Below are 23,256 nucleotides of genomic sequence, written 5' to 3'. Positions count from 1 at the left end.
GGTCTTTTTATGTTGGCCGAACCCTTCTGTAAAAAATCGGTTCTATTTTTTGCCCTGTTTTTCGATGGCTTTAATAAGTTCATCTTTTGTCATATCATGACGTCCCGTGATATCCATTTTCTTTGCCATTTCCAAGAGCTCAGCTTTGGTTTTTTCTGAGCTTCCATTTTGTGAACCTTTAGCCGCAGAAGCGTTTTTAGCAATTGATGGAGCTGATTTTTTTTCTTTGTTGGCGCTGTTGCCCTTCGATTGTCCTTTGGCAGTCGTCTGGCTTGAACTTTTTGTTGTATTCATAATGTTCTGTTTTATTTGTTACTTATATGCTGAACATGTTATATGCACAAAAGGTTGTTCGTTTTAATACGTTATTGAACGGTACTATTACGCTTTGTTCTTTTTTTCCATAGCAAATGCTTTGATCATGGCTTTATTAAAAGCGGGTAAATCGTCGGGCGTGCGGCTCGTAATAAGTTTATCGTCAACGACGACTTCGCTGTCTTCCCATAATGCGCCAGCATTAATGAGGTCCATTTGAATGGCTTCGATTGACGTTATTTTTCTATCACGTACCAAATCCGCATTAATAAGTAATTGTGGACCGTGACAAATCGCCGCGATCGGTTTATTGCGTTCCCAAAAAGCATTGATTAAAGCAATAACCGTTTTATTGGTTCTCAATTTATCGGGGCTTATGACTCCACCGGGCAGCAGCAAGCCATCGTACTTATCCTCTTCTGCCTCCTGAAGAGCAACATCGACAGGATAATCATTTGACCACTCATCACCATTTTTTGCGCGAACTTTTCCTTTAGCGGGTGATATAATGTCCGTTTTGGCACCTGCATTTTCCAGCGCTTCTCTGGGGCTGGTCAATTCAATTTCTTCAAATCCATCTGCTACCAATATGGCAATCCGCTTATTTTTTAAATTTTCCATATCTAAAGTTTGTTTGTATTATATGTTTTGTGTTCTTAAAGGGAACGGATCTAAACTTACGAAGGTTTGATATAAATTACCTTCGAGCTGGTTTTTGCCAATTCACTTAATGAGTAGCTAAAGTAGATTTTTAATTTAGATATCGATAAGTGCAAAGCTGGTATCGTCACCATGATGGGCTCTCAGTACAGGTACTGCCACATTGTAAATCGGTATTCCGGCCGGGGATAGGGCTTTGAATTTTCCCGCATGCGCATGCCCATGAAAGGCAGCAGTAACTTTACGCCGCTGTAACGGCTCCATTAAATGTGTTGAGCCTAAGAAAGGATAAATCTGTTCGGGTTCGCCAACTACTGTTTCCGCTATAGGTGCATAATGGAGTAAAGCGACTTTTTTTATAGCTGCATGCTCTTGCTCTAACCTTGCCAAGGCACGGTCCAGTAGCAATGATTCGTTTACAGCTTCCTGCACAAAACTTTTCATAGCATCTTCGCCGAACATCGAGAGCATATAACGGTCAAACCCGCCACCAAATCCTTTTACCCCAGCAAAACCAATATTTTCGATCACGATTGCTTCGCCGTCCAAAACCGTAATTTTACTGTCGGTCAAAATTTGGCGAATCTGTTTCTGCCGTCCCTTTTCATAATCGTGATTTCCTAATACGGCGAGGACCGGAACTTTGATGGATTGAAGTTCGGCAACGAGTAATTCAGCCTCTTCTTCATCCCCAGTGTCGGTTAAATCACCACACAATAGCAGGACTTTTGCCTTTTCTGAAATCTCTTCAAATTTTGTTTTCCATTTTCCATGCTGATTTGCATTCATATGTATATCGCCCAAAGCGGCTATTGTTGTCTTTTTATTCATCTCAAACAGTTTTTATGGTATATGATTTATAATCCCATTCTTTAATATCGATCTCATATTGTGTCTGGTCGATGAGCGGTCCAAGGCAAACTTTCTCTAAGCATGGAGGCAGTTCATATTGGTCTGCTGCGCGCTTAATAAGCTGATCAAATAATTCCTTCGGAAGAATATCGCGATAGTCATGCGGATAGGTAAACTGAAAGATGAGCATTTGGGCCAACAAGAGGTGCCAATGTTGATCCATCCGGGATAATAAAAGATCCCAGTCCAGTTTCTTCCCATATTTTAGCCAAATATGGTTTATATCGGCACTGTCGTGCCGCTCTCTGTTTTGTACATACAGCTTACACCAAACAAGTTCTTCTGCAGGTATATAACGTACGGTTGTATCAAACAACACTCCCTCAGGCCCCCTGTCAAACCAATCTTGTTCTACCGTACAATTGTGATTAACACTATCAAAAATAATGTCAATAAAGTAGGGGGCCTTATAAATCTTGGCCAGCCATCTCACATCCGTCAGTTCCGTTTTATAACCACTGGCGGCAAAGTGCTTGAGAATTTTTGGGTATTCGCTGCTTTTGCAAAAAATATCCATGTCTTTCGTAGGCCGTATGATCCCTGTGTAGTGAAACATAGCCAAACCGCCACCTACCATAAATTGACATCCGTTCTCTTGTAGCAGTCTCAATGTATCTTGAAAGAAAGCCAAGCAATCCTCAGGTGGATTATCTAAATGAATCATATTGTCTACTTTTTATTAAAGACAGTCAAATAAATGCAGTAGTTTGTTGATAGTCAATGAAAACGTATTATCCACCAGATTAATAGTAAAAGTACTCTATTTAAAAATTTTTGGAACTCGGAGGGCTCTTATCGATGTTCTGAAATAAAATGGTCTGAAATAAAATAGCGGGCTCATTGCCTGATGAAGTATGGATGGACATATCACAAAGATCTAAACAGCATAAATATGGACAGTTTTTTTGGCTCTGGTGAGGATCTCACGATGTTACAGATGGGATCGCGCGCGTTTATTATGTTTATTATAGCGCTTTTTCTGGTTCGACTAGGAGGAATTCGAATTCTCGGCCGAAAGTCGGGTGTGGATTTCGTAATCATTATTATGCTAGGTGCAGTGTTGGCTAGAGGGATCGTTGGCGCCTCGCCGTTCCTGTCAACGGTGTTCGCTGGCTTTGTAATGATTATTGTCAATAAAATCCTGGCCCAGGTATCGGCCCGGCTTCCCTATTTGGGTAATATGGTAAAAGGTAAGCCGGCTGTTTTATACAAGAACGGTAAAATCCAATGGGATCAGATGGACCGACTGGGTGTAAGTCGCACAGATCTACTGACGAGCTTGCGGCTAGAAACAAACAGTAAGCACCTTGATGAAGTTGATATGGCTTTGATGGAACCGAATGGCCGAATAAGCTTTACACTCAAGGAAAGAAAATAAATATTTAACAGATAACTCTTCCTGTGTAAAAACATATTGTGACGTCGAAAGGGATCACCTGAATCAAAGCCTATTGACACTTCACATAGCTAACCTGGGAAGGGGTAAAAAACATAAATAAAGATAAGATTATGATAAAATATTTTTATTTGGTCGTCGCATTTGCAGCAACAGCGATATCTTGCGATAATAGGGCTAATAATAGCGAGGAAACTTTGATAGACACAGCCGTTAACCAAAATGGCCTACCGTTGGACGATATTCACCGAAGTCGTGGAAAAGATACGACAAAAAATGAGGGTGGGAGCGCAAAAGATGGTTTGCCATTGGACAATCTGGATCGCGGTAAAAATACGGATTGACCTGGTTGCATCTTTACGAACGATGGTGCAAAATTATTTACTTCCCGAACGATAATAGATCCAACCTGGTAACTGCTCCAATGGGTTTGGTATTTTCAGATCTACAAGAGTATTCAACCCTAGTTCTTGGGATAATTTTCCGAATGCATCTATGTCATGAACTGGATAGAATATCGCGTGCTCATTGGGCATATCCACATTCCCTTGTAACCAGCGGTAGCCCTCGGCATGTAGATTGTCGATAAAGGTATCGGTAATAACTTCCAGGTAATGCATCATTTTGTTGATCCACGTAAGTTCGTCCTTTGCTCGCGTCGGATAGTGTTCATGTGTAAAATCGAGGATCAGTTGTTCGCCCTCCATGTCCCAGCCATCGCGAATCATCGCCAAACCCATAGACCGAACTTCTTCCTGATAAAAATCCTGCCCATAGCTCATTTTAATTTTGCCCGCAATAGGACTTTCTTCAATTTTAGCACGTAGCGCCATTTGTCTATTAAGAAGTTCATGGATGTAGTCGAATGTCTGTTCCATGGTATGATAAGAATTAACGAAGGACAGAGCCGTAATGGCTTTGTCCTCCGGAGTGAATGAATGTTATAAATACTTTTATTTTAATGTCGGTTTGGGCGCTTTGTTCTTAACAGCTGGGGATGGTGCATTTGGTGTAATGTGCATATCACTTATCGAAGGATCTGAAGGCTGCATATTTTTAAGTTGATCAAGATGTTTTTCAAATGCGGGGATTTTATCGGTAGCGAATTTCTTAAGGTCGGCATCTGTAATTGCTGTGCCTGTACTTGCATCTTTGAAAAGTGAAATAGCATCCTGATGACTCTTGACCATCAGATCGGTATAGATGCGGTCAAAACTTGCTGTGTCCGCATTATTGAGTTGGTCGATCATCGGTTTATAATTTTGATCGTCGCTCGTGCTCAGTTGCCAATTTTTATTCTTTACAATGGTCGACAGTTCATTTCCTGCAGCAGTATGGTCGTCTGTGATCATCTGTGCATATTGTTTTATATTGGGGTTTTGTGATTTTGCAAGAGCAATGCTTGCTGCCTGCAGTTCGAAATTGTTGCTGGCCGTGGCTTTGCTGGCAAAGTCCAAGTCTCCAGGCTGTGGCTGAGCGGGTTTGCTGTCTTGCGCCTGAACAGTTAAAATGCAGGTGAAAATCACAAGCAGCGTTCCCAAAGTTTTTAAAATGGTTTTCATAATGCTATTTTTTAATTGTTAACGATGTATGCTATTTCGGTTATCATTTCCTTTTTGTCCATAACTAATGATGATAGCGGATGTTAAAATGGATAAAGACAATACCGATGAAATAAACATATGCTCTTTTATATTTGTGTTTTAATAGTGAACAGTGGTCGAGAAGCCAGGGTTTGGAACAGTTATATTTTACGTACTTAAATCGAAAGCGGTGTTGTTTACGTAAATAGATCGTACAAATTCGGATTGCACCATAATTAAAGATTTAGGTCAATTGTGTGCAGTCAACAATCAATTTCTCAACTAAACTAAAAACAAACCGCTATGAAACAGTGATTTTTTGCCAGGTATCTCTAATTCATATTTCGGGGCCTTGTGTCGGAAAAACTTGTTTTAACAAAAGCATCTATGTAAAGAAAATATAAAAGGCTCAATTTCGTTGGGCCTTTTCCAAAAAATGAGCGATGAAATATTCAGACAATATGGGTAGTACAGCTGTACAATTTACAGTAATCCCAATGACGGGAATTTATCTTTATTGCATCAGTAATCTGAAATGCTAATCCGTCTTGTCTGCTCTATCACCGTCTGAGGAGTTGTGTCTTTCTTTTTGAGCCTTCATTTTAAAAGCGTGATTTTCCTTTGCGGCATCAATTGAGTGTGTGCAGGTAAGATCACCTTCCTGAAGCGCCAGTTTAGCGACGTGGGCATAAAATTTCGCAAGCTGATCTAGTTCTTCTTCACTGAGATCTTCCAAATTAACCATTCGGTTACTAGTGCCTTCGTGAGAGGCAATCAATTCATTGAGCTTGAGGTGGATTGCCTTTGAATCTTTATTCTGCGATTTTTGAATAAGAAATACCATAAGAAAAGTAACAATGGTCGTACCTGTATTGATGACCAATTGCCAGGTTTCAGAGTAGTTAAATATGGGGCCACTCACTGCCCAAATGATAACTGTAGAGGTTGCAATAATAAATGCCGCTGAACTACCGGTTGCGTGTGTCGCCCAGTTTGAGAACCGTTCAAATAAGTTTTTTCTCTTTTTCATTGCTAAACTTTAAGTTTCTATAGAGACCCCACTGAAACCGAATTTGTTTGTATTTATTGGCTTTATCTTAAAAGATCAGTTTTTCAAATGTTTTTCTGCTCCATAGCTAACAACAGCCTACTTGCTTTGTTGCTACTGCCGTATTTGAGCTTTGTATTGACTAGGTGTGACTCCTTTTATGGACTTGAAAATTTTATTAAAGTTTGAAAGGCTATTGAAACCACAGGCATAAGCAATGTGCGTGATTTGATGCTTATTTTCAACAATCAATCTACAGGATTCACTAATGCGCACCTCATTGACAAACTGGACGAAGGTTTTCTGCGTACGGGATTTGAAGTAACGGCAAAAGGAATGTTTCGACATATTAGATAGCTGCGCAACTTGATCCAATTGAATTTCTCTAGTATAGTTGTTAAATACGAATTTAAAGATGCTGTCAATTTTACTATTGTCAATAGGACTATAGTTGTGGGTGTATCCGGCACTGGAGAGGTATTCAAATTCATCTGTGGATATCATCAACTCGATAATCTCCAACAACAAAATGGTTTTCTCAAAGCCATAATCCAGCTGTACGATCTTTTTTAGCTTTACCTTCAATAGTTCCTTTGTTGCGCCACGGAATAGGAGACCACGTTTTGAGGCCGAAAAGAATGTTTCGATTTTATGTGTCTGAAAGAAATGCCCTAAAACTTTAATCATTAATTTAGGTTCTATGTACAAGGCTAAAGAGCGGGATGTTTTTGTCTCCGCGATGGCCGAGCCCGGGCAATTTATATTGTTATTGTGCCAAACATGTGGCAGATCGGGTCCTACAAAAGTGAGTTCATCAGAAACAAAGTTACTCACATTATCTCCAATGATCCGTTTTCCCTCACTTTCCACAATATAGGTCATCTGACAGGCGCTATGAAAGTGAAATTCGGTAGAAAAAAAAGGTCGCTGCACATCTTTGGTCGCAAAAGTCGTAATAGCTGCACCCTCCAGAATTTTTGCAAAAACAGGTTTCATGCGTTTGGTTATTTTAATTAAGAGCGAGTAATATAGCTTATTTTGTCCTAAAAAGAGATAAACAAAGGTAAAAATGTTAATATAGTAGGAGAAATGAGCAATCGAGCAGTAGTCACGGTACTGTTAAGCGCGTATTTTCGTATAAAATAACGCGTAGAAATTATGAATCCTAAATTATATCCTTATAGCATGATGCTCGTCTTTGTCGTATTTTGTGCGACAGCCTTTCGGTCTACAGAAAGAAGCCGCCCCGTGGCTCGCTATGGATCTATAACAGGATTAAAAGCAGAGAAGGTAGCTTATTATAAGAAACTACATGCCAATGTTTGGCCCACGGTACTTCGAAAAATCAAGGCATGTCATATCCGCAATTATTCTATTTTTTTGAAGGAAATAGACGGTAAATTTTTTCTTTTCAGCTATTTCGAATATGTAGGGCAAAATTTCAAGCATGATATGCAGAAGATGGCGTCCGATCCAGAGACACAGCGTTGGTGGAAAGAAACGGATCCTTGTCAGCAACCCCTGTCCGATGCACAGGAGAAAGGGGAGATATGGTCTGGTATGGCGGAAGTATTCCATACGGAATAAGGAAAGAAAAAGAATGAATGCTGTAATAACCAACATCATATAACCATGAGAAAGAAACTATTATTTAGTCTGGCCCTTGCTGTATTGGGAACAAATCTCTGTGCGCAGACAAAGACTATTGTACCTGTTCCATCGATACATCCCAATGCTTATCAGCGGGAGCAAATTGACCGAAAATATGGTATGTTCGTTCATTTTGGCATGAATACATTTCATGATCAGGAGTGGACAGACGGATCTAAACCTGCTAGCTCGTATGCACCATCTGCTATTGAGGTAAAACAGTGGGTTTCAACGGCAAAGGAAGCTGGGATGAAGTACATGATTTTGGTTACGAAACATCATGAAGGTTTTTGTTTATGGGATAGTAAGTATACGGACTACGATGTCGCGAGTTCTTCAAACGCGACAAATGTTGTGCAGGAGCTGGCTAAAGAATGCGCCAAACAGGGGATGCGCCTTGGTTTATATTATTCTTTATGGGACCGAAAGCAGAATCCCAATGTAAAAGACATGTCTGCAGATGCAGCATATAATCAATATATGCTGAATCAGCTTAATGAGTTGGTTGATATGACCAAAAAGTATACAGATATCGTTGAGCTTTGGCTGGACGGTGGCTGGGAAAAAGAGAGCTATCGATGGCCCACGCAGGCGATTTACAATTTGATCAAGAAAAAGGTTCCCGGATGTCAAATTGGTATAAACTGGAGTATAGGATCACCTGAGAACACAGACAAACACATTGTTTTGCCGAAAGATCAGCAGAATTATTACCCTATACGTTATTTTCCAAGTGACTTTAGGCTAGGTGATCCTTATCTTCCGGTCGATCCTGACCCTAAACTTTTTATGGCTCAGGGGAATACGTACTATATGCCTTTTGAGACAACAGTGGTCCTTGGAGAACGCTGGTTTTATAATACTACGGACAAGAAATATAAGTCTTTGGAAGAGCTTGCGGGGATTTATCAGACCGCAACCGCACAAGACAATATCCTGATCTTAAACGTTGGTCCCAATCGGATGGGGCGCATAAAGGATTCGGATGTTGACATTTTGCACAAATTAAAGAATAAGTTAAAGTTGTAATTCAAAATAGATTAACCTAAACACTAAAAACAAGTACGTTAAGATTTTATGATAAAGACGTTTGATATTCAGGATCGGAGATTTCCTTTGGCCACAGGTGCCGGCAGTGATGCGATACACAAGGATCCGATCTATTCTTATGCTGTAACTCGATTGGTAGATGATAAGGGACGCGTAGGGACAGGTCTTGCTTTTACACTGGGTGCAGGAAATGAGCTGGTCTGTCGTGCTGCGGCTTTTTATGCCGAACGATTGAAAGGGATTCCAATTGAAGATCTTATGGCAGATTTTGGTCAGTTGTTTAATAAGTTGAGCAACGAACAGCAATTTCGTTGGCTGGGCCCCCATAAAGGTATCGTTCATTTGGCCCTGGCTTCGGTCACAAATGCCTGTTTTGACCTCTGGGCTAAAACGAGAGGAGTTCCACTTTGGAAGCTGTTAACCGACCTTAGCGCTGAGGAGATTGTCAACACGTTGGATCTTTCCTATTTGGAAGATGAATTTACAAAGGCTGAAGCGATCAGCCTGCTGGAGTCGACTATCTCAACCAGTCATAAAAGAATGGGCATTATAGAAAAGGGCTATGTGGGCTACGACACATCAGTAGGCTGGTTTAACTATTCTGATGAAAAGGTACGGGAGAATTGTAAACGTGCTTTAGACAATGGCTTTTCCGCAATGAAACTCAAAGTAGGTAGTGAAGATCCATTACGGGATATTCGTCGTGCGCATATTGTACGGGAGGTTGCTGGTGATGAAGCTAAAGTCATGCTCGATGCGAATCAGCAATGGACGCTACCGCAGGCGCTATCCATCTGCCAAGAGCTTAAGGAAATGAACCCTTTTTGGGTAGAGGAGCCGACACACCCCGACGACATTGTTGGGCATAAACGCTTAGCCGAGCACATTGCGCCGATAAAAGTTGCCATGGGTGAGCATGTGCCGAACCGCATCTTGTTTAAAAATTACCTTCAAATGGGTGCGGCGGGATTTGTACAGGTGGATGCTGTTCGGGTCGGCGGCGTGAGCGAGTTTATATCAGTGAGTCTACTTTGTCGAAAATATAATATTCCTGTTGTGCCACATGTCGGTGATATGGGGCAGCTTCATCAGCATCTTGTTTTGTTTAACCATATAAGCCTTGGGCACGAGGCTTTGTTTTTGGAACACATTCCACATCTAAAGTCTCATTTTGTACATCCTGTGTCTATAGTGAATGGTGTGTACCGTACGCCAATGGATGTGGGAAGCAGTTGTGATTTGTTATAAGTTGACATTATGTTAGGAAATTTAGATTTAGGTATCGCCATCTTCTATATTGTGTTGATTTTGGTTGTCGGCGTATTGGCTGGATCAGTGCGATTGAAGAAAGTAAAGGAAAAAAGCGCTGAAGGGTATTTTTTGGCTGGAAAGACACTCCGGTGGCCGGCTATTGGCTTGGCGCTTTTTGCAACTAATATTTCAACGGTACATCTGGTTAGTTTGGCACAGAGTGGATTTGATACAGGCTTGCTTAACGGCAACTTTGAATGGATGGCTGCCTTTACTTTAATCTTATTGGCACTTTTTTTTGTGCCATTTTACCTCAAATCGGGTGTTACAACCTTGCCCGACTTTCTGGAACGGCGTTATGATCGCGCCAGCAGAGATTGGCTCACGTTTATCTCCATACTATCGGCCATTGTTATTCATATCGCTTTTTCGATGTTGGCCGGAGGGATTGTGCTGCGGACCCTTTTTGGATTTAATATGTATTTGAGTATTACCGTAATCTGTGTGATAACTGGAATATATACGATATTGGGCGGATTGCGCGCTGTTGTGGTGACGGAATCTATTCAGACAATTGTGTTGCTTGCTGGGGCTTTTATTATCAGTTTCGCAGCTTTTGACAGGATGGGCGGTTGGATGCCAATGAAAGCTGTATTGGTGCAGGACAATGCCCTCGATCGTCTTTCTATGCTCCGTGGCAGTAATGATGAAAGTGGAATGCCTTGGTATGCCGTATTGTTTGGCTATCCGATTTTGGGTATCTGGTATTGGTGTGCCGATCAGACGATTGTTCAGCGTGTTTTAGGAGCCAAGGACGAAAACCATGGACGTGTGGGCGCCCTTTTTTGTGGTTTTCTGAAAATTTTGCCTGTTTTCATTTTTGTGCTTCCGGGGCTATTTGCGTATACCCTGTTTAAAACAGGTCAATTGGATTTAAGCAGTCTTGGCGTAGACGAGCAAGGGCAGGTCAATTCAAAAGGTATTTATACACTCATGATTACGCAACTTTTGCCTTCGGGATTGATCGGTGTGTTGGTAGCGGCGCTCTTATCGGGTTTAATGAGTCAGATTTCGGGGGCGCTAAATTCGATATCAACCATGGTGAGTTACGATATTTTTAAACAGCGGCGTCCTGCTGCTTCCGATGGGCAGCTGATTCGTATCGGGAAAATTGCCGCAGTTATTGCCATGGGATTTTCCCTGGCGCTTTTACCGCTATTGGATCGCTATGAGAGTATTTTTTATGGCATAAATGATGTGATAGCCCATATTGCACCACCAATAACCTGCGTGTTTCTTTTAGGTGTGTTTTGGAAAGGAGCATCAGCAACAGCTGCAAAACTTACCCTGTGGATAGGTTCTGTTTTTGGGGTTGCCGTATTTTTGCTGAATAAACTGCTACCTGACTCGTGGGTAGGGCAGACACCATTTATGATGATGGCTTTCTATTTGTTTTTGATCTGTATGTTACTTCAGGTTTTGTTATCGTATAAGTATCCCGTGCAGCATACTGCACAAAGTCGGGATTTGTACTGGAAGAACCCCATGGATCCACTTCGGGGAAAAACCTGGTCGGGTATCGGCAATTACCGTATTTTGTCGGCTTTGCTGCTAGCTATTGTCGTGATTTTATATGTAATTTTCAACTAATTTTTAATTTGTTCCAGTTTTTTGGAACTTGATGCTGAATTCAAGAATAATAAAACGTGAAAACTTTAGAAGATAAAATAATATTGATTACCGGAGGAACTGCTGGTATCGGTTTGGAATGTGTAAAAGCCTATGTCAAAGCAGGGGCAAAGGTGGCCTTTATTGGTCTTGATCAGGCATCGGTGGATGCAATAGTTGAATTGATCGGTGCACCGCATATCGGCATCTGTGCGGACGTTACGCGAGCGCGCGAAGTTAATTTGGCCATCCAAAAAACTGTTGCTGTTTTTGGGGGGCTGGATGCAATCCACAACAATGCTGGTCTGGCAAGCCCAGCAAAGCCTTTGCATGAAACTACGGACGATGAATGGGCAAGGTTGCTGGAAACCAACATGAAAAGTGTCCTTCTGACTACACGGTATGGCTATCCTCATTTAAAGGAATCTGCTGGTTGTATTCTAAATACAAGCAGTTTAGTAGGGGATATTGGCCAGGAGAACCATGCGGCATATGCTGCCACAAAGGGAGCTATCAACGCGTTGACAAAATCTATGGCGATAGATTATGCACCTGTCGGTATACGTGTCAATTCGGTTATGCCTGCAGCTGTTATGACACCCATGCTCAATAAATGGACACTGGAGCAACCGCATCCGACACAGGTTTTTGACTTTTTGAAGGATATTCATTTGCTGGGCTACTGTCCCGAAGGTGACGTCATTGCTGATGCCTGTGTGTTTCTACTATCAAACCAAGCGCGTTTTATCACAGGGGTAAATCTACCTGTAAGTGGTGGTGCTGAATTGGGGTATCGCAGAAATGTATGACAGATTTTTTTATATTAACTACAATTAGCTTGCATTTGAAATGCAATTTTTCTAAGTTTGGCGCGCAGTCATAGGCTGTTTATAAATAATACATCAATCATGAGCCAGAAATTTATATATAATACCCGTTATCCTTCTGTTGAAGATCTAAAGATTAAAGCGAAGAAAAGGATTCCCCGATTTGCATTTGATTATCTGACCGGAGGTGCAAATGAAGAATTGAACCTTGCCAGAAATGAGAATGATTTTGATAATATTCTGTTGAAGCCGCAATATCTGCTTGCGAGTGAAGAAATAGACTTATCTGTAGAATTATTCGGTCGTCGTTACAGTGCACCTTTTGGTGTTTCGCCTATTGGACTTCAGGGATTGATGTGGCCGAATGCGCCGGAAATTCTTGCGAAAGCGGCAGCAAAAAATGATATTCCCTATATTTTGAGTACAGTATCAACAAGTAGTATTGAACGTATTGCCGAGGTATCTGATGGGAAAGCCTGGTTTCAGCTCTATCATCCTACGGAAAACAGGTTGCGTGATGATATTATTAAACGTCTGGAGGCTGTTGAATGTCCCGTATTGGTGGTTCTGGTGGATGTACCTGCTTTTGGACTTCGTTATCGTGAAATAAAAAGCGGATTGTCTATGCCGCCTAAAATGAGTATCGCCAATATCTTGCAGACTTTTGCCTGTCCGACTTGGGGAATAGAAACATTAAGGCATGGAATTCCTTCTTTTGCAACATTGAAGCCTTACATGGAAAAGGGACTTGATTTAGCGCAGCTGGGACAGTTTATGAACAGAACATTTACGGGTAAAGTTGATGTTGAGAAAATTAAAGCTATTCGGGATCTTTGGAAAGGGCCCTTGGTGCTTAAAGGGATTGCTACCGATGAAGATATGCAGGCTGCTATCGCATTGGGTGTTGATGGAGTCATTGTGTCAAATCATGGTGGACGACAGCTCGATGCAAGTGAATCTTCGATCAATTCATTGATCCACTTGGCGAGCAACCCAGAATATAAAAAGAAGATAAAAATCATGTTAGATGGTGGTATTCGATCGGGGGTTGACCTTGCGCGGGCACATGCAGTTGGATCAGATTTCAATTTTATGGGAAGACCATTTATGTATGGCGTTGGCGCATTGGGCAATGAAGGTGGGGAACATACAATCAATATGTTTAAGACGCATTTGTATCAGGTTATGAAGCAATTGAGTCTTTCAAAGATTGAAGATTTTCCAGAACGTCTGCAGGCTATCCTGTAACGATTGTGGTAGGTCGAGTTGTCGACCCAGCATTGGGCAGGCCTGCTATAAAAAGAAGAAAGTGTCTCTTATGTTTGTATTAAGCAAATGTAGGAGACATTTTTTTGCTTTATAGGTTCGCTTGAAAGGTGGTCGGCTCTGATGTGGTCAGTTAATTTTTAGACGCAGCAAAAGAAGTTCAGCTGGTAACCAAATTCGTTCTTTTAACAGTGATTGTACAGTGCTCGTTCAGTGATTGTTCAGTGCTCGTTCAGTGATTGCTCAGTGTAGACTGAATAAACAATGACTAATTACTGTCTAAATGTTGATTGAAAACTGTTTTTTGTTATAATTTGGTATACGTATTTTTCCGAATTAATATTTATCTTTATTATCTATAACATAATCAAGTAATTATGGCGATAATCAAAAACGGTATCAATGGAACTGTTTCCGGGAAAGCAGGTCCTGTTGTATTTGTGTCGACGAAGACAGGAAATTATGTACGGTCTCTCCCTCGCGTTAAAAAACGGGAGCCTACTCCTGAGCAACTGCTGAGTAGGAAACGCTTCAAAATTGTGAGGTCACATATTAGCCAGTTAAAGCCGATCATCAATGTGGGGTATAAAGCGCACAGCTATCCTAAGCGGGCATACGATGTTGCAATGTCATATAATTTGAATGAAGCACTTATTCGGGAAGAAGATGGTTTTGTGGTCGATTGGCCGAAATTTATGATTGCCAAAGGAAGCCCCAATCCCATTACTTCCCACACAATGGATTTCGATCAAGAAAACCAGGTGCTTCAGGTCACCTGGGAATTTGATGCCTATCTGGAGGAAAAGTTTGACACGGGATCTTACGATTCGTTCTTAATCCTATATAATGCAGCAGATAACGGAGGTGAATATCCACTTGTGACAAACGGGTTGAAAAGCAGCTTAATGTCTGGCAAACAAAATGTTGAAATTCCAAAACATAGAAAGGAAGCGACCTATGAGGTGTATATCTTTTTTATCGAGAGTTATGGTGGAGGGAATACAGACAGTCTGCACCTGGGTACGCTAAAGGTTTGAGTATAAATATGGATGACACGATCTTCTATTATAAAATTGCATAAAAAGGGCAATCCACTTTTGGATTGCCCCTTCCTTTTGTCTACTATTGGAAATAGTCTACCAGTCGATATTTCTATTATCTGTTGATCCTACTTCCCATTGTTCGTTGACTTTACCGCTGTTGGCATCTTCTGGTCTAGCGTAGGCCGAACCAGCTGCAATACCTTGTTCAAGTTCGATTGTCGTTGTATTAATTTTGGGGGCGATGTATGCTAATTTCTTTTCCATAATATCTATTTTTATCTTGCTGTTCCTTTATGTTACACGCAGCAAGTTTTAGTTTTTCTGATTACTGATCTATTTATTGATTATTGGCAAGGGATTTTTTTCTTTCCAGCACCTACACCCTTGATAATAGTACGTCCATCAACAAGTTGGGTTACTTTCACGACATTACTTTGAGTTGCACTCCAAGGGAATGTGTTGAAGCTGTTGCCATTCACGAGTTTAAGTTCGTATAAAGGACCGCCGGATGTTTTGCTACCAAACATGGTAACTTGGCCAGTTCTGCTAATCACGACCTTAACCAGCGGGTTTGTACTGGTACCTTTCATGTTGTACACTTCGTCAATTCTTTTGCCCGTTTCGATATTGTTACCTGCATATTTGCTCCCGTCGAAAAATTGGATATTTTGCGTAGAGGCAACCGCATTTGATTGAAATTGAATTTCCTGTTTTGCTAATTTGACACCATTTACTTCCAGATTGAATGCATTGTCCAGTTCGGTGATGTCGAAAACAAAACCATAGTCTGCTGCTGGAGCGGTAAAGCTTCTGTCAATGGCAGTTCCATTGGCATAGAACTTACCGTCTTTCATAATACCGGTTTTGCCACCCGATGTTGTTGCTGGATAGCTCCAGTCCAAACCATTGCTGGTTACATCTTGTGTACAGGTTCTGAAGTTAAGTTTCAGATCGTATTTTTGTCCGGGATTGATCTTAACATTTGGAATGGTGATGTTTGTTTTGGTCTCACCATCAAGGGTTAGACTGCCGAGCATCAATGTTCCGTTGCTGGTTGTGGGGTGGATCAATAGCGCTGGGTTACTAATTACAGTACGTAAGCCATTTCCTAAAGCCGGGAATTGCGTAGTCACACCGGCGTTGTTCAAGCCATTGTATATTAGTGTTTGGTCTGAAAATTTCAAATTTGCACTACTGTGACTAGGTTTTAATACTGCAGTCCCGATTTGAGTGATGGCTCCGGTCATACTTGGATCCATGGTCAATGTTGTGGTGATTTGGCTAAATCTGTGTTTTAATACAACATTTAAATTGTTTACACCATTTTTTAACGTTAATGTGCCTGTGTAATACATTAAGTCGTCACTTATGTTGTTTAAGCTGGCTTCGGACAGTGTATTTCGATTGTTAATACCCGGTAATACTGTTGTGCTATTGATCGAATAAGCAATGAACGTATATGATTTTCCAGCGTCAAGAGCGATGCCTGCGGCAGTAGCTTCCTCACCGTAGCTATAATCCTTTTCTGTTACATAAGCTCCTTGGTTGTCATAGACAACAACTTTATACTTGACGTTTTTGTCCAATGGCTTCTCTTGTGTTTGGACAGCCGCTAGTTTGGGGGTGGATGAAGCAACGAGGCTTTTTGTAACCGCTGAATTGTTTGTTAGGACAACGTCAACCGAGCCTCCGTTTTCTAACGGTACAGTCATTTCCTGTACATCAGGTGCATTGCTTGATGAATGCGAAGCGTTTGCAGATGCTTGCTTTTGAACAGCATTGTTGTCTGTTTCATTGTAAGCTTCTACGCCCGATAGATTGATTTTAACGACAGTTTCTCCTGTTAATGTGGTGTTTTCTCCACTTTTGTTACATGAGTAGAGGCTAAGTGCAAAAGCACTGCAGCCTAGCATGAACAGGTTTGTCAGTCGGCGATGGGGGATTAGATTCATGTTAATTGACATTTTGTTTTGTTATTGATTTTTGATTATTTGATTTCGTTGTTGATTTGTACCGCAAAAACTCTTGCAGTTGTATGCCGATTTGTATTTAAAATATGGTATACCATTGCTTTTTTTGTTGCTTTTGTTTTTTATCGATGCAATTATATAAATAGCATTTTACTTAATATCCTGTATTTATGTTATCTTATATTTCTTGTAGAGAAATATCTACAATAGTGTTGTTTTGTGGGTAAAATGCTGTTTGAACATGTTTTTGTCGTTTTTCTGTTAATTATAATTCGTTTTATTTGAATAATAATTTACTTATAATTAATGCGTATGTCAGGTAGTAGTGCTGTGTAGGATTGTGCGGTTTTGTGAGACCTAGGGAACAAAAAAAACGCTCGGTTGAGAGCGCCTGTCTCTTTATTCTATAGTAGGCACTGGAGCTGATGCGAACCCATAGATTTCCGGGGCTAGGAAATTTTAATTTATTTTTTTTTACATTTGTGTATTCATGAGGTTAATTGTTTTCATATTGATAGCCTATATTATGGGACTTTCTTTTGTTCCCTGCAGTGATTCTAGCAATCGCTGTGAGCAGACTGCTATGGAAACACTATTAAACCAAACGCATAACCATAGTGATGATGCATCTGATGCCTGTTCTATTTTCTGCTATTGCAATTGTTGCAGTGGAAATATAACGGCTTATGCCTATCAATTTCCGCAAATAGATGGTGTCCCGGTATCAATTTATTTTGATAATCGTAATCCTATCCGCAATACAGCGATTGTTTCCAGTTATTTTGGAAGCATCTGGCAGCCGCCAAAAGTTAAAGCTTAATTTTTCGTAAAAATTCTAAAAACAAATCTGATGGAGCGTGCTATGCTGTTCATTATTCAGCTTTGTGCTCGGAATCCGCTTGTTGTATTTTATTACGAGAAGCGATGAAGCTATTCTAACGAGCTATTATTTAAGCATTAATCACGTATATTGTGTTAGATCATATTATAAAATTTAGCATTAAGAACAAGATCGTTATCGGTTTAATGACCTTGTTGCTTATCATTTGGGGGGCATGGAGTGCGACGAAACTACCCATAGATGCCGTTCCCGATATTACCAATAATCAAGTCCAGATCTTTACCTCTTGTCCAACTCTTGCCGGACAGGAAGTCGAGCAATTGGTGACTTTTCCAATTGAGCAAAGTATTGCAACTGTACCCAAAATTGAGGAGATCAGGAGTATTTCACGCTTCGGGCTTTCTGTCATTACCGTTGTTTTTGACGATGACGTAGATATCTATTTTGCCCGTCAGCTGATCGGTGAGCGTTTAAAAGAAGCGGTGGATCAGATTCCACAGGGTATTGGTAAACCTGAGCTGGCTCCAGTAAGTACCGGATTGGGAGAAGTGTATCAATATATTATCCATCCCAAAAAGGGAAGCGAAAAGAAATACAACGCAAAAGATTTGCGAACCATGCAAGATTGGATTGTTGCTCGTCAACTTTACGGAACTCCTGGAATTGCCGAGGTCAATAGTTTCGGTGGTGAGCTTAAACAATATGAAGTAGCTGTTGATCCGAATAGACTTAAGGCTATGAATATCACGATCCCAGAGCTATTTACCGCCTTAGAGAAAAACAATCAAAATACAGGTGGTGCCTATATTGATAAAAAACCGAATGCATACTTTATCCGGGGGATTGGACTGGCGACCTCTTTGGAAGATGTCAGAAATATCGCTATCCGAAAATCAGGGTCTATACCGATTTATGTAAAAGATGTTGCAGATGTACGGTTTGGTCATGCTGTGCGTTATGGAGCCTTGACATACAATGGTGAGGTAGATGCTGTGGGTGGTGTCGTCATGATGCTAAAGGGTGAAAACAGCAATGAGGTGGTCAATCGTGTGAAAGAAAAACTACCGACTATCCAAAAGTCTTTGCCTGATGATGTGGTTATAGAGCCCTATTTGGACCGGACAGACCTTGTTGGACGTGCGATCAGTACCGTTGAAAAAAATCTGATTGAAGGTGCCCTGATTGTAATTTTTGTCCTGGTATTATTTCTTGGGAACTTGCGGGCAGGTCTTATCGTTGCTTCGGCAATTCCACTGGCGCTGCTGTTTGCACTTGGATTGATGAACGTCTTCGGCGTAAGCGCCAATTTAATGAGTTTGGGTGCGATAGATTTCGGTTTGATTGTGGACGGGGCCGTCATTGTGGTGGAAGCTACGCTACACCATTTAGGCTTACGAAAGTCAACCGGGAAATTGACCCAGGCCGAAATGGACCATGAGGTATTTGAATCCGCTTCAAAGATCCGTACCAGTGCTGCCTTTGGTGAGATTATTATTCTTATTGTCTATATTCCAATTTTAACATTAGTGGGTGTTGAAGGGAAAATGTTTCGTCCAATGGCACAAACAGTTGGGTTTGCCATTTTCGGCGCATTGATTCTCTCGTTAACCTATATCCCCATGATGTGTGCTCTGTTCCTGCCGAAAAAACACAGCGACAAGAAAACGTTGAGTGACCGGATGATTGCGGGACTGCAACGTATTTATGCGCCTTTATTACAGAAAGCCATTCGGTTTAAATACCTAATCGTGAGTTTAACTGTTGCCATTTTTGCTTTGTCGGCCTTCTTTTTCAAGAACATGGGTGGCGAGTTTATTCCACAATTGCAGGAAGGCGATTATGCATTCCATTGTATACTTCCTCAGGGAAGCTCGCTTTCGCAAAGTATTGAAACCTCTATGCAGGCTTCCCGGATTATCAAAGAGTTTGATGAAGTGAAGATGGTTGTCGGTAAAACAGGAGCTGCGGAGGTGCCAACGGACCCTATGCCACCGGAAGCCACAGATATTATGGTGGTATTGAAGCCTCAAAAAGAGTGGAAGTCGGGCCGTTCTTATGAAGAACTGGGGAGCGCTATTCTGGAGAAGCTAGCAGTAATTCCGGGTGTCTTCTTCGAAAAAAATCAACCTATTCAAATGCGTTTCAATGAGTTAATGACGGGTATCCGTCAGGATGTTGCTGTAAAGATCTTCGGTGAAAACATTGATTCACTAGCCGCTTACGCCAATGTGGTTGCTGCTCAGATTCAATCTGTTCAAGGGGTAACTTCTCCACAGGTGGAGCGTGTATCCGGTCTCCCGCAAATCAATATCGTTTATGACCGCACCCGTATCGCAAATTATGGATTGACAATTCAGGACGTCAATGATGTGGTGAGTACGGCCTTTGCCGGTCGGAGTACGGGACAGATCTATGAAAATGAACGTCGCTTTGATCTGGTCGTCAGGTTAGATACAACGCACCGAAACAGTATTGATGACGTTCGTAATCTGATGATTCCTACAGATACGGGTACGCAGATCCCGCTTTCTCAGGTTGCTGCCATTGATTATAAATTGGGGCCGGCCCAAATCAGTCGCGAAGCTGGTAAACGAAGAATTGTGATTGGATTTAATGTGGCAGGACGTGATGTTCAAACCGTAGTAAAGGATATCCAGCAGCAATTGGCTACAAATGTAAAACTTCCCGCGGGTTATTATTTCACCTACGGAGGTCAGTTCGAGAATTTGCAAAAAGCGAGTTCGCGCCTGCTGATTGCTGTGCCAGTTTCCTTATTGCTTATTTTTATGCTGTTGTATTTCACGTTCCATTCCTTTAAGCAAGCCACGCTAATTTTTACTGCCATTCCTATGAGTGCTATTGGCGGCGTATTTGCATTGATGTTGCGCGGCATGCCTTTCAGTATTAGTGCCGGTGTCGGTTTTATCGCCTTGTTTGGTGTGGCCGTACTCAACGGTATCGTTTTAATTGGGACATTCAATCAGTTGAAAAAAGAGGGTGTCGATGATATTTTTCGACGTGTTAAAGAGGGTACTTTGACCCGTTTACGTCCTGTACTAATGACAGCGACAGTGGCCTCCCTGGGCTTTTTACCGATGGCAATAAGTACAAGTGCTGGTGCTGAGGTTCAGAAACCTTTGGCAACGGTTGTTATTGGCGGATTGATAACGGCAACTTTCCTGACGTTGTTTGTGCTGCCCTTATTGTATATAATCTTTAATTCTAAATTGAATATGAAACGAAGTAGGGGTGTTAAGACCTTTGTTACAGTACTTGCTTTCTTATTTATGGCCTTGGCATCTCAGGTGTTTGGCCAAGAGCGCATTTCTGTTACAGAAGCTGTGGAAACTGCGCTGAAGAGCAATCGTCAGTTTCAGATCAACCAGGCTGAAATCGTAGGCGCTGGTTTCAATGTTAAAACGGCGACCGAAATTCCCAAGACCGGTATTTTTTCAGAAAATGAAGATTACCGTCCTACGGATAAGGCCGGCTTATTGAAAATTGGTATAACACAAAGTATTGCCTGGCCCGGGCTCTATGCCGCGCGTAAAGAGTATTTTAAACAGCAACTAAAATATGCGAATTTAAATACGGATGTATTAAAAACTGCAATTACCAAAGACGTAAGGACAGCCTATTTTCAACTTTGGTATCTCCAGGATCGCCAAAAGCTGTATATAGAGCTGGATAGCATCTATACAGCCATGTTCAAAGCAACTGAACTTCGCTTTAGAACGGGTGACGTGGCTGCGCTGGACAAGATCGCAGCGGAGGCAAAACTGAAGGAACTGCAGGCGCAGCTTTTTCAAAACAAAAAGGACATTGTTATTCAGCAACAGCAACTTATGCTCTTGTTGGACCGTAACGAGTGGATGCTCCCTTTGGATCAGCCCTTGGAGAAGATCGTCGTGAACGCCAGTCCAGCTACGGAAACAGCCCATCCTTTACTTGTTTTGCAGCAGCAAAATGTAAATATCGCTTCATCAAATATCAGTGTTCAGAAAAATACAAATAAGCCTGAGTTCTCGGGTCGTTTTTTCTCCCAACGTGTTTGGGGAGCCAAGGATCCCTTATCGGGATTTTCGGTCTCCGCAACTTTTCCGGTCTTTAGCCTAGGCGCGTATAAAAGTAAAGTGAAGGCTGCCAACGCTGAAATGGAAGTTCAACAGCGTAAGTTGGAATATGAGACGCAGGTATTCCAGACAAATAAAGGGAATGCACTTGCTGAAATTGACAAGAATAGTGCGTTACTACAATTTTACGAGTCTTCGGGTTTAAAACAAGCTGATGCCATCATTAAGGCGGCTAGTTTGGGTTATAGGACAGGGGAGATCAATTTTGCTGAATTAAGTCAATTTTTAAGTCAGGCCATTGGGATTCGCCAGAATTATTTAGAAGTCCTCAATCAGTATAATCAATCAGCAATTCAATATAATTACTTCAATAACAAATAAGTCAGCAATGAAAGTTTTCATAAAGATATTTATCGTATGTATAGCCGTTACTGTTTTTTACGGTTGCGGTTCTAATGAGTCGGAGCCTAAAGGTCAACCGGAGGGAAAGGAAGCGCCTAAATCCGAAGAGGGGCATGAGGAAGGTCCGGTTACTGTAGCGGCACTGAGTGCTGCGCAAATAAAAGCTGTGGGCATCGTTTTTGGAGGTATTGAAGATAAGGAACTAACGGCTACAATCAAGGCCAATGGACTTTTAAGTGTCCCCAATAACAATAAAGCGAATGCAACGGCGCTTTACGGTGGTGTTGTAAAGACATTAAACGTGCAGCTGGGTGACCAGGTACGCAAGGGGCAGGTGATCGCTACGATCACCAACCCCCAGTTTGTACAGTTGCAGGAGGAATATGTATCCCTTGCAAGTAAGATTACCTTAGCTGAACAAGAAATGGCAAGGCAACAGGAACTCAATGAAGGTAATGCGGGTGCACGGAAAAATCTGCAGGCAGCAACAGCAGACTTCAACAGTTTACGGGCTCGAAAGGCCTCCTTGCAACAACAGATCCAATTGATGGGCATTAATCCCAATAGCGTGAATCTTTCTAATATGCGGACCTCATTAGCCGTAACAAGCCCTATCAATGGAACAGTAAGTAATGTTTTTGCGAAAATTGGTAGTTATGTAGATGTCTCTTCGCCAGTGATCGAGATTGTCGACAATAGTCTGTTGCATTTAGATCTGCAGGTGTTTGAAAAGGATCTACCTTTGGTTAAAGTCGGACAGCTCATCAACTTTCAACTGACCAACAACCCGGATAAGACCTATACCGCCAAAGTTTTTACAATTGGATCTTCCTTTGAAAATGATAGCAAGACCATTGCTGTGCACAGTACGGTTGTAGGCAGCAAAGTGGGCTTGATTGATGGGATGAACATCACGGGTATGATCGGTGTCAATAATGTACGGACTCCGGCTGTTCCGAATGACGCAATCGTGGAGGCTGACGGCAAGTATTATATTTTTGTGGAGACAGACAAGAAACCTGAGGAGCATGAAGAAGGGCACGACGATCACGGGCATGCGCACGATGAAGGTGAAGCAAAACATGCGCATAAAAATGAGCAAGAAGCTGGGCAGCATGGCGAAGAACAGGCTAAAAACATCAATTTTGAAAAAATAGAGATTCAAAAAGGCGTGTCTGCTTTGGGATATACGGCGATTACCCCGGTTACCGAAGTTCCTGCCGGAACGAAAATTGTTATAAAGGGTGCCTTTTTTATCAATGCTAAAATGAGCAATACAGGTGGGCACGAACATTAATTGA

The 23,256-nt window shown here is 41.6% G+C and carries 22 protein-coding genes; 12 read left to right on the top strand and 10 right to left on the bottom strand.

The window, feature by feature from the left end; genetic code table 11:
• Nucleotides 1-42: 42 nt before the first annotated feature.
• The 4 genes from OK025_RS22355 to OK025_RS22340 form a co-directional block, all read right to left on the bottom strand.
• On the bottom strand, nucleotides 43-294 hold the full coding sequence (locus tag OK025_RS22355) for a Rho termination factor N-terminal domain-containing protein (protein WP_317666935.1): 252 nt from the start codon (nucleotides 292-294) through the stop codon (nucleotides 43-45).
• An 87-nt stretch (nucleotides 295-381) separates the two neighbouring features.
• Nucleotides 382-936 (bottom strand): type 1 glutamine amidotransferase domain-containing protein, encoded by a 555-nt coding sequence (locus tag OK025_RS22350; protein WP_317666934.1) that lies wholly within the window; start codon nucleotides 934-936, stop codon nucleotides 382-384.
• Between the two features lie 135 nt (nucleotides 937-1,071).
• Nucleotides 1,072-1,806 (bottom strand): metallophosphoesterase, encoded by a 735-nt coding sequence (locus OK025_RS22345; protein WP_317666933.1) that lies wholly within the window; start codon nucleotides 1,804-1,806, stop codon nucleotides 1,072-1,074.
• A gap of 1 nt (nucleotide 1,807) precedes the next feature.
• The gene (locus OK025_RS22340; protein WP_317666932.1) at nucleotides 1,808-2,551 is read right to left on the bottom strand and encodes a nucleotidyltransferase; all 744 of its coding nucleotides are present in this window, start codon (nucleotides 2,549-2,551) and stop codon (nucleotides 1,808-1,810) included.
• A gap of 183 nt (nucleotides 2,552-2,734) precedes the next feature.
• Between OK025_RS22340 and OK025_RS22335 the strand changes: the two genes are divergently transcribed.
• Together OK025_RS22335 and OK025_RS22330 are read left to right on the top strand one after the other, a co-directional pair.
• Nucleotides 2,735-3,265: a DUF421 domain-containing protein gene (locus OK025_RS22335; RefSeq protein ID WP_317666931.1), complete on the top strand. Its 531-nt coding sequence runs from the start codon at nucleotides 2,735-2,737 to the stop codon at nucleotides 3,263-3,265.
• A gap of 131 nt (nucleotides 3,266-3,396) precedes the next feature.
• Nucleotides 3,397-3,627, top strand: coding sequence for a hypothetical protein (locus OK025_RS22330; RefSeq protein WP_317666930.1), 231 nt, complete (start codon nucleotides 3,397-3,399; stop codon nucleotides 3,625-3,627).
• A gap of 33 nt (nucleotides 3,628-3,660) precedes the next feature.
• Here OK025_RS22330 and OK025_RS22325 read toward each other — a convergent pair whose 3' ends face one another.
• The 4 genes from OK025_RS22325 to OK025_RS22310 all read right to left on the bottom strand — a co-directional run bounded on the left by OK025_RS22325 (nucleotide 3,661) and on the right by OK025_RS22310 (nucleotide 6,910).
• Entirely contained in the window at nucleotides 3,661-4,161 is a 501-nt protein-coding gene (locus tag OK025_RS22325; RefSeq protein WP_317666929.1) for a hypothetical protein, read from the bottom strand.
• A gap of 75 nt (nucleotides 4,162-4,236) precedes the next feature.
• On the bottom strand, nucleotides 4,237-4,845 hold the full coding sequence (locus OK025_RS22320) for a DUF4142 domain-containing protein (protein ID WP_317666928.1): 609 nt from the start codon (nucleotides 4,843-4,845) through the stop codon (nucleotides 4,237-4,239).
• Nucleotides 4,846-5,404: 559 nt separating this feature from the next.
• A complete protein-coding gene (locus OK025_RS22315; protein WP_317666927.1) occupies nucleotides 5,405-5,896 on the bottom strand; it encodes a low affinity iron permease family protein in 492 nt (163 codons plus the stop codon).
• A gap of 132 nt (nucleotides 5,897-6,028) precedes the next feature.
• Nucleotides 6,029-6,910 carry an AraC family transcriptional regulator gene (locus tag OK025_RS22310; RefSeq protein WP_317666926.1) on the bottom strand — a complete coding sequence of 294 codons (882 nt, stop codon included), beginning with the start codon at nucleotides 6,908-6,910 and terminating at the stop codon, nucleotides 6,029-6,031.
• A gap of 162 nt (nucleotides 6,911-7,072) precedes the next feature.
• Between OK025_RS22310 and OK025_RS22305 the strand changes: the two genes are divergently transcribed.
• From OK025_RS22305 to OK025_RS22275, 7 genes are all read left to right on the top strand, one after another.
• Nucleotides 7,073-7,501: an L-rhamnose mutarotase gene (locus OK025_RS22305; RefSeq protein ID WP_317666925.1), complete on the top strand. Its 429-nt coding sequence runs from the start codon at nucleotides 7,073-7,075 to the stop codon at nucleotides 7,499-7,501.
• A gap of 45 nt (nucleotides 7,502-7,546) precedes the next feature.
• Nucleotides 7,547-8,593, top strand: coding sequence for an alpha-L-fucosidase (locus tag OK025_RS22300; protein WP_317666924.1), 1,047 nt, complete (start codon nucleotides 7,547-7,549; stop codon nucleotides 8,591-8,593).
• Nucleotides 8,594-8,641: 48 nt separating this feature from the next.
• A complete protein-coding gene (locus OK025_RS22295) occupies nucleotides 8,642-9,862 on the top strand; it encodes an enolase C-terminal domain-like protein (protein ID WP_317666923.1) in 1,221 nt (406 codons plus the stop codon).
• A gap of 9 nt (nucleotides 9,863-9,871) precedes the next feature.
• Nucleotides 9,872-11,515 carry a sodium:solute symporter gene (locus OK025_RS22290; RefSeq protein ID WP_317666922.1) on the top strand — a complete coding sequence of 548 codons (1,644 nt, stop codon included), beginning with the start codon at nucleotides 9,872-9,874 and terminating at the stop codon, nucleotides 11,513-11,515.
• A gap of 56 nt (nucleotides 11,516-11,571) precedes the next feature.
• Nucleotides 11,572-12,342 carry an SDR family oxidoreductase gene (locus tag OK025_RS22285; RefSeq protein WP_317666921.1) on the top strand — a complete coding sequence of 257 codons (771 nt, stop codon included), beginning with the start codon at nucleotides 11,572-11,574 and terminating at the stop codon, nucleotides 12,340-12,342.
• Between the two features lie 99 nt (nucleotides 12,343-12,441).
• The gene (locus OK025_RS22280; RefSeq protein WP_317666920.1) at nucleotides 12,442-13,608 is read left to right on the top strand and encodes an alpha-hydroxy acid oxidase; all 1,167 of its coding nucleotides are present in this window, start codon (nucleotides 12,442-12,444) and stop codon (nucleotides 13,606-13,608) included.
• A gap of 395 nt (nucleotides 13,609-14,003) precedes the next feature.
• Nucleotides 14,004-14,663 (top strand): DUF6266 family protein, encoded by a 660-nt coding sequence (locus OK025_RS22275; protein ID WP_317666919.1) that lies wholly within the window; start codon nucleotides 14,004-14,006, stop codon nucleotides 14,661-14,663.
• A gap of 99 nt (nucleotides 14,664-14,762) precedes the next feature.
• Here OK025_RS22275 and OK025_RS22270 read toward each other — a convergent pair whose 3' ends face one another.
• A complete protein-coding gene (locus tag OK025_RS22270) occupies nucleotides 14,763-14,933 on the bottom strand; it encodes a hypothetical protein (RefSeq protein ID WP_167512273.1) in 171 nt (56 codons plus the stop codon).
• A gap of 80 nt (nucleotides 14,934-15,013) precedes the next feature.
• A complete protein-coding gene (locus tag OK025_RS22265; RefSeq protein WP_317666918.1) occupies nucleotides 15,014-16,633 on the bottom strand; it encodes a hypothetical protein in 1,620 nt (539 codons plus the stop codon).
• Between the two features lie 496 nt (nucleotides 16,634-17,129).
• On the opposite strand from OK025_RS22265, the gene OK025_RS22260 reads away from it, so the two are divergent.
• The 3 genes from OK025_RS22260 to OK025_RS22250 all read left to right on the top strand — a co-directional run bounded on the left by OK025_RS22260 (nucleotide 17,130) and on the right by OK025_RS22250 (nucleotide 23,252).
• On the top strand, nucleotides 17,130-17,459 hold the full coding sequence (locus tag OK025_RS22260; protein WP_317666917.1) for a DUF6660 family protein: 330 nt from the start codon (nucleotides 17,130-17,132) through the stop codon (nucleotides 17,457-17,459).
• 152 nt (nucleotides 17,460-17,611) lie between these two features.
• Nucleotides 17,612-21,934 (top strand): CusA/CzcA family heavy metal efflux RND transporter, encoded by a 4,323-nt coding sequence (locus OK025_RS22255; protein WP_317666916.1) that lies wholly within the window; start codon nucleotides 17,612-17,614, stop codon nucleotides 21,932-21,934.
• Between the two features lie 7 nt (nucleotides 21,935-21,941).
• Complete coding sequence (locus OK025_RS22250; RefSeq protein WP_317666915.1) at nucleotides 21,942-23,252, top strand: efflux RND transporter periplasmic adaptor subunit; 1,311 nt, start codon at nucleotides 21,942-21,944, stop codon at nucleotides 23,250-23,252.
• Nucleotides 23,253-23,256 lie beyond the last annotated feature (4 nt).

This window comes from Sphingobacterium sp. UGAL515B_05, from assembly GCF_033097525.1.
GTDB lineage: Bacteria > Bacteroidota > Bacteroidia > Sphingobacteriales > Sphingobacteriaceae > Sphingobacterium.
Note: the sequence above shows the minus strand (reverse complement) of the source record. Positions and strands in the feature narration are given on the sequence as shown.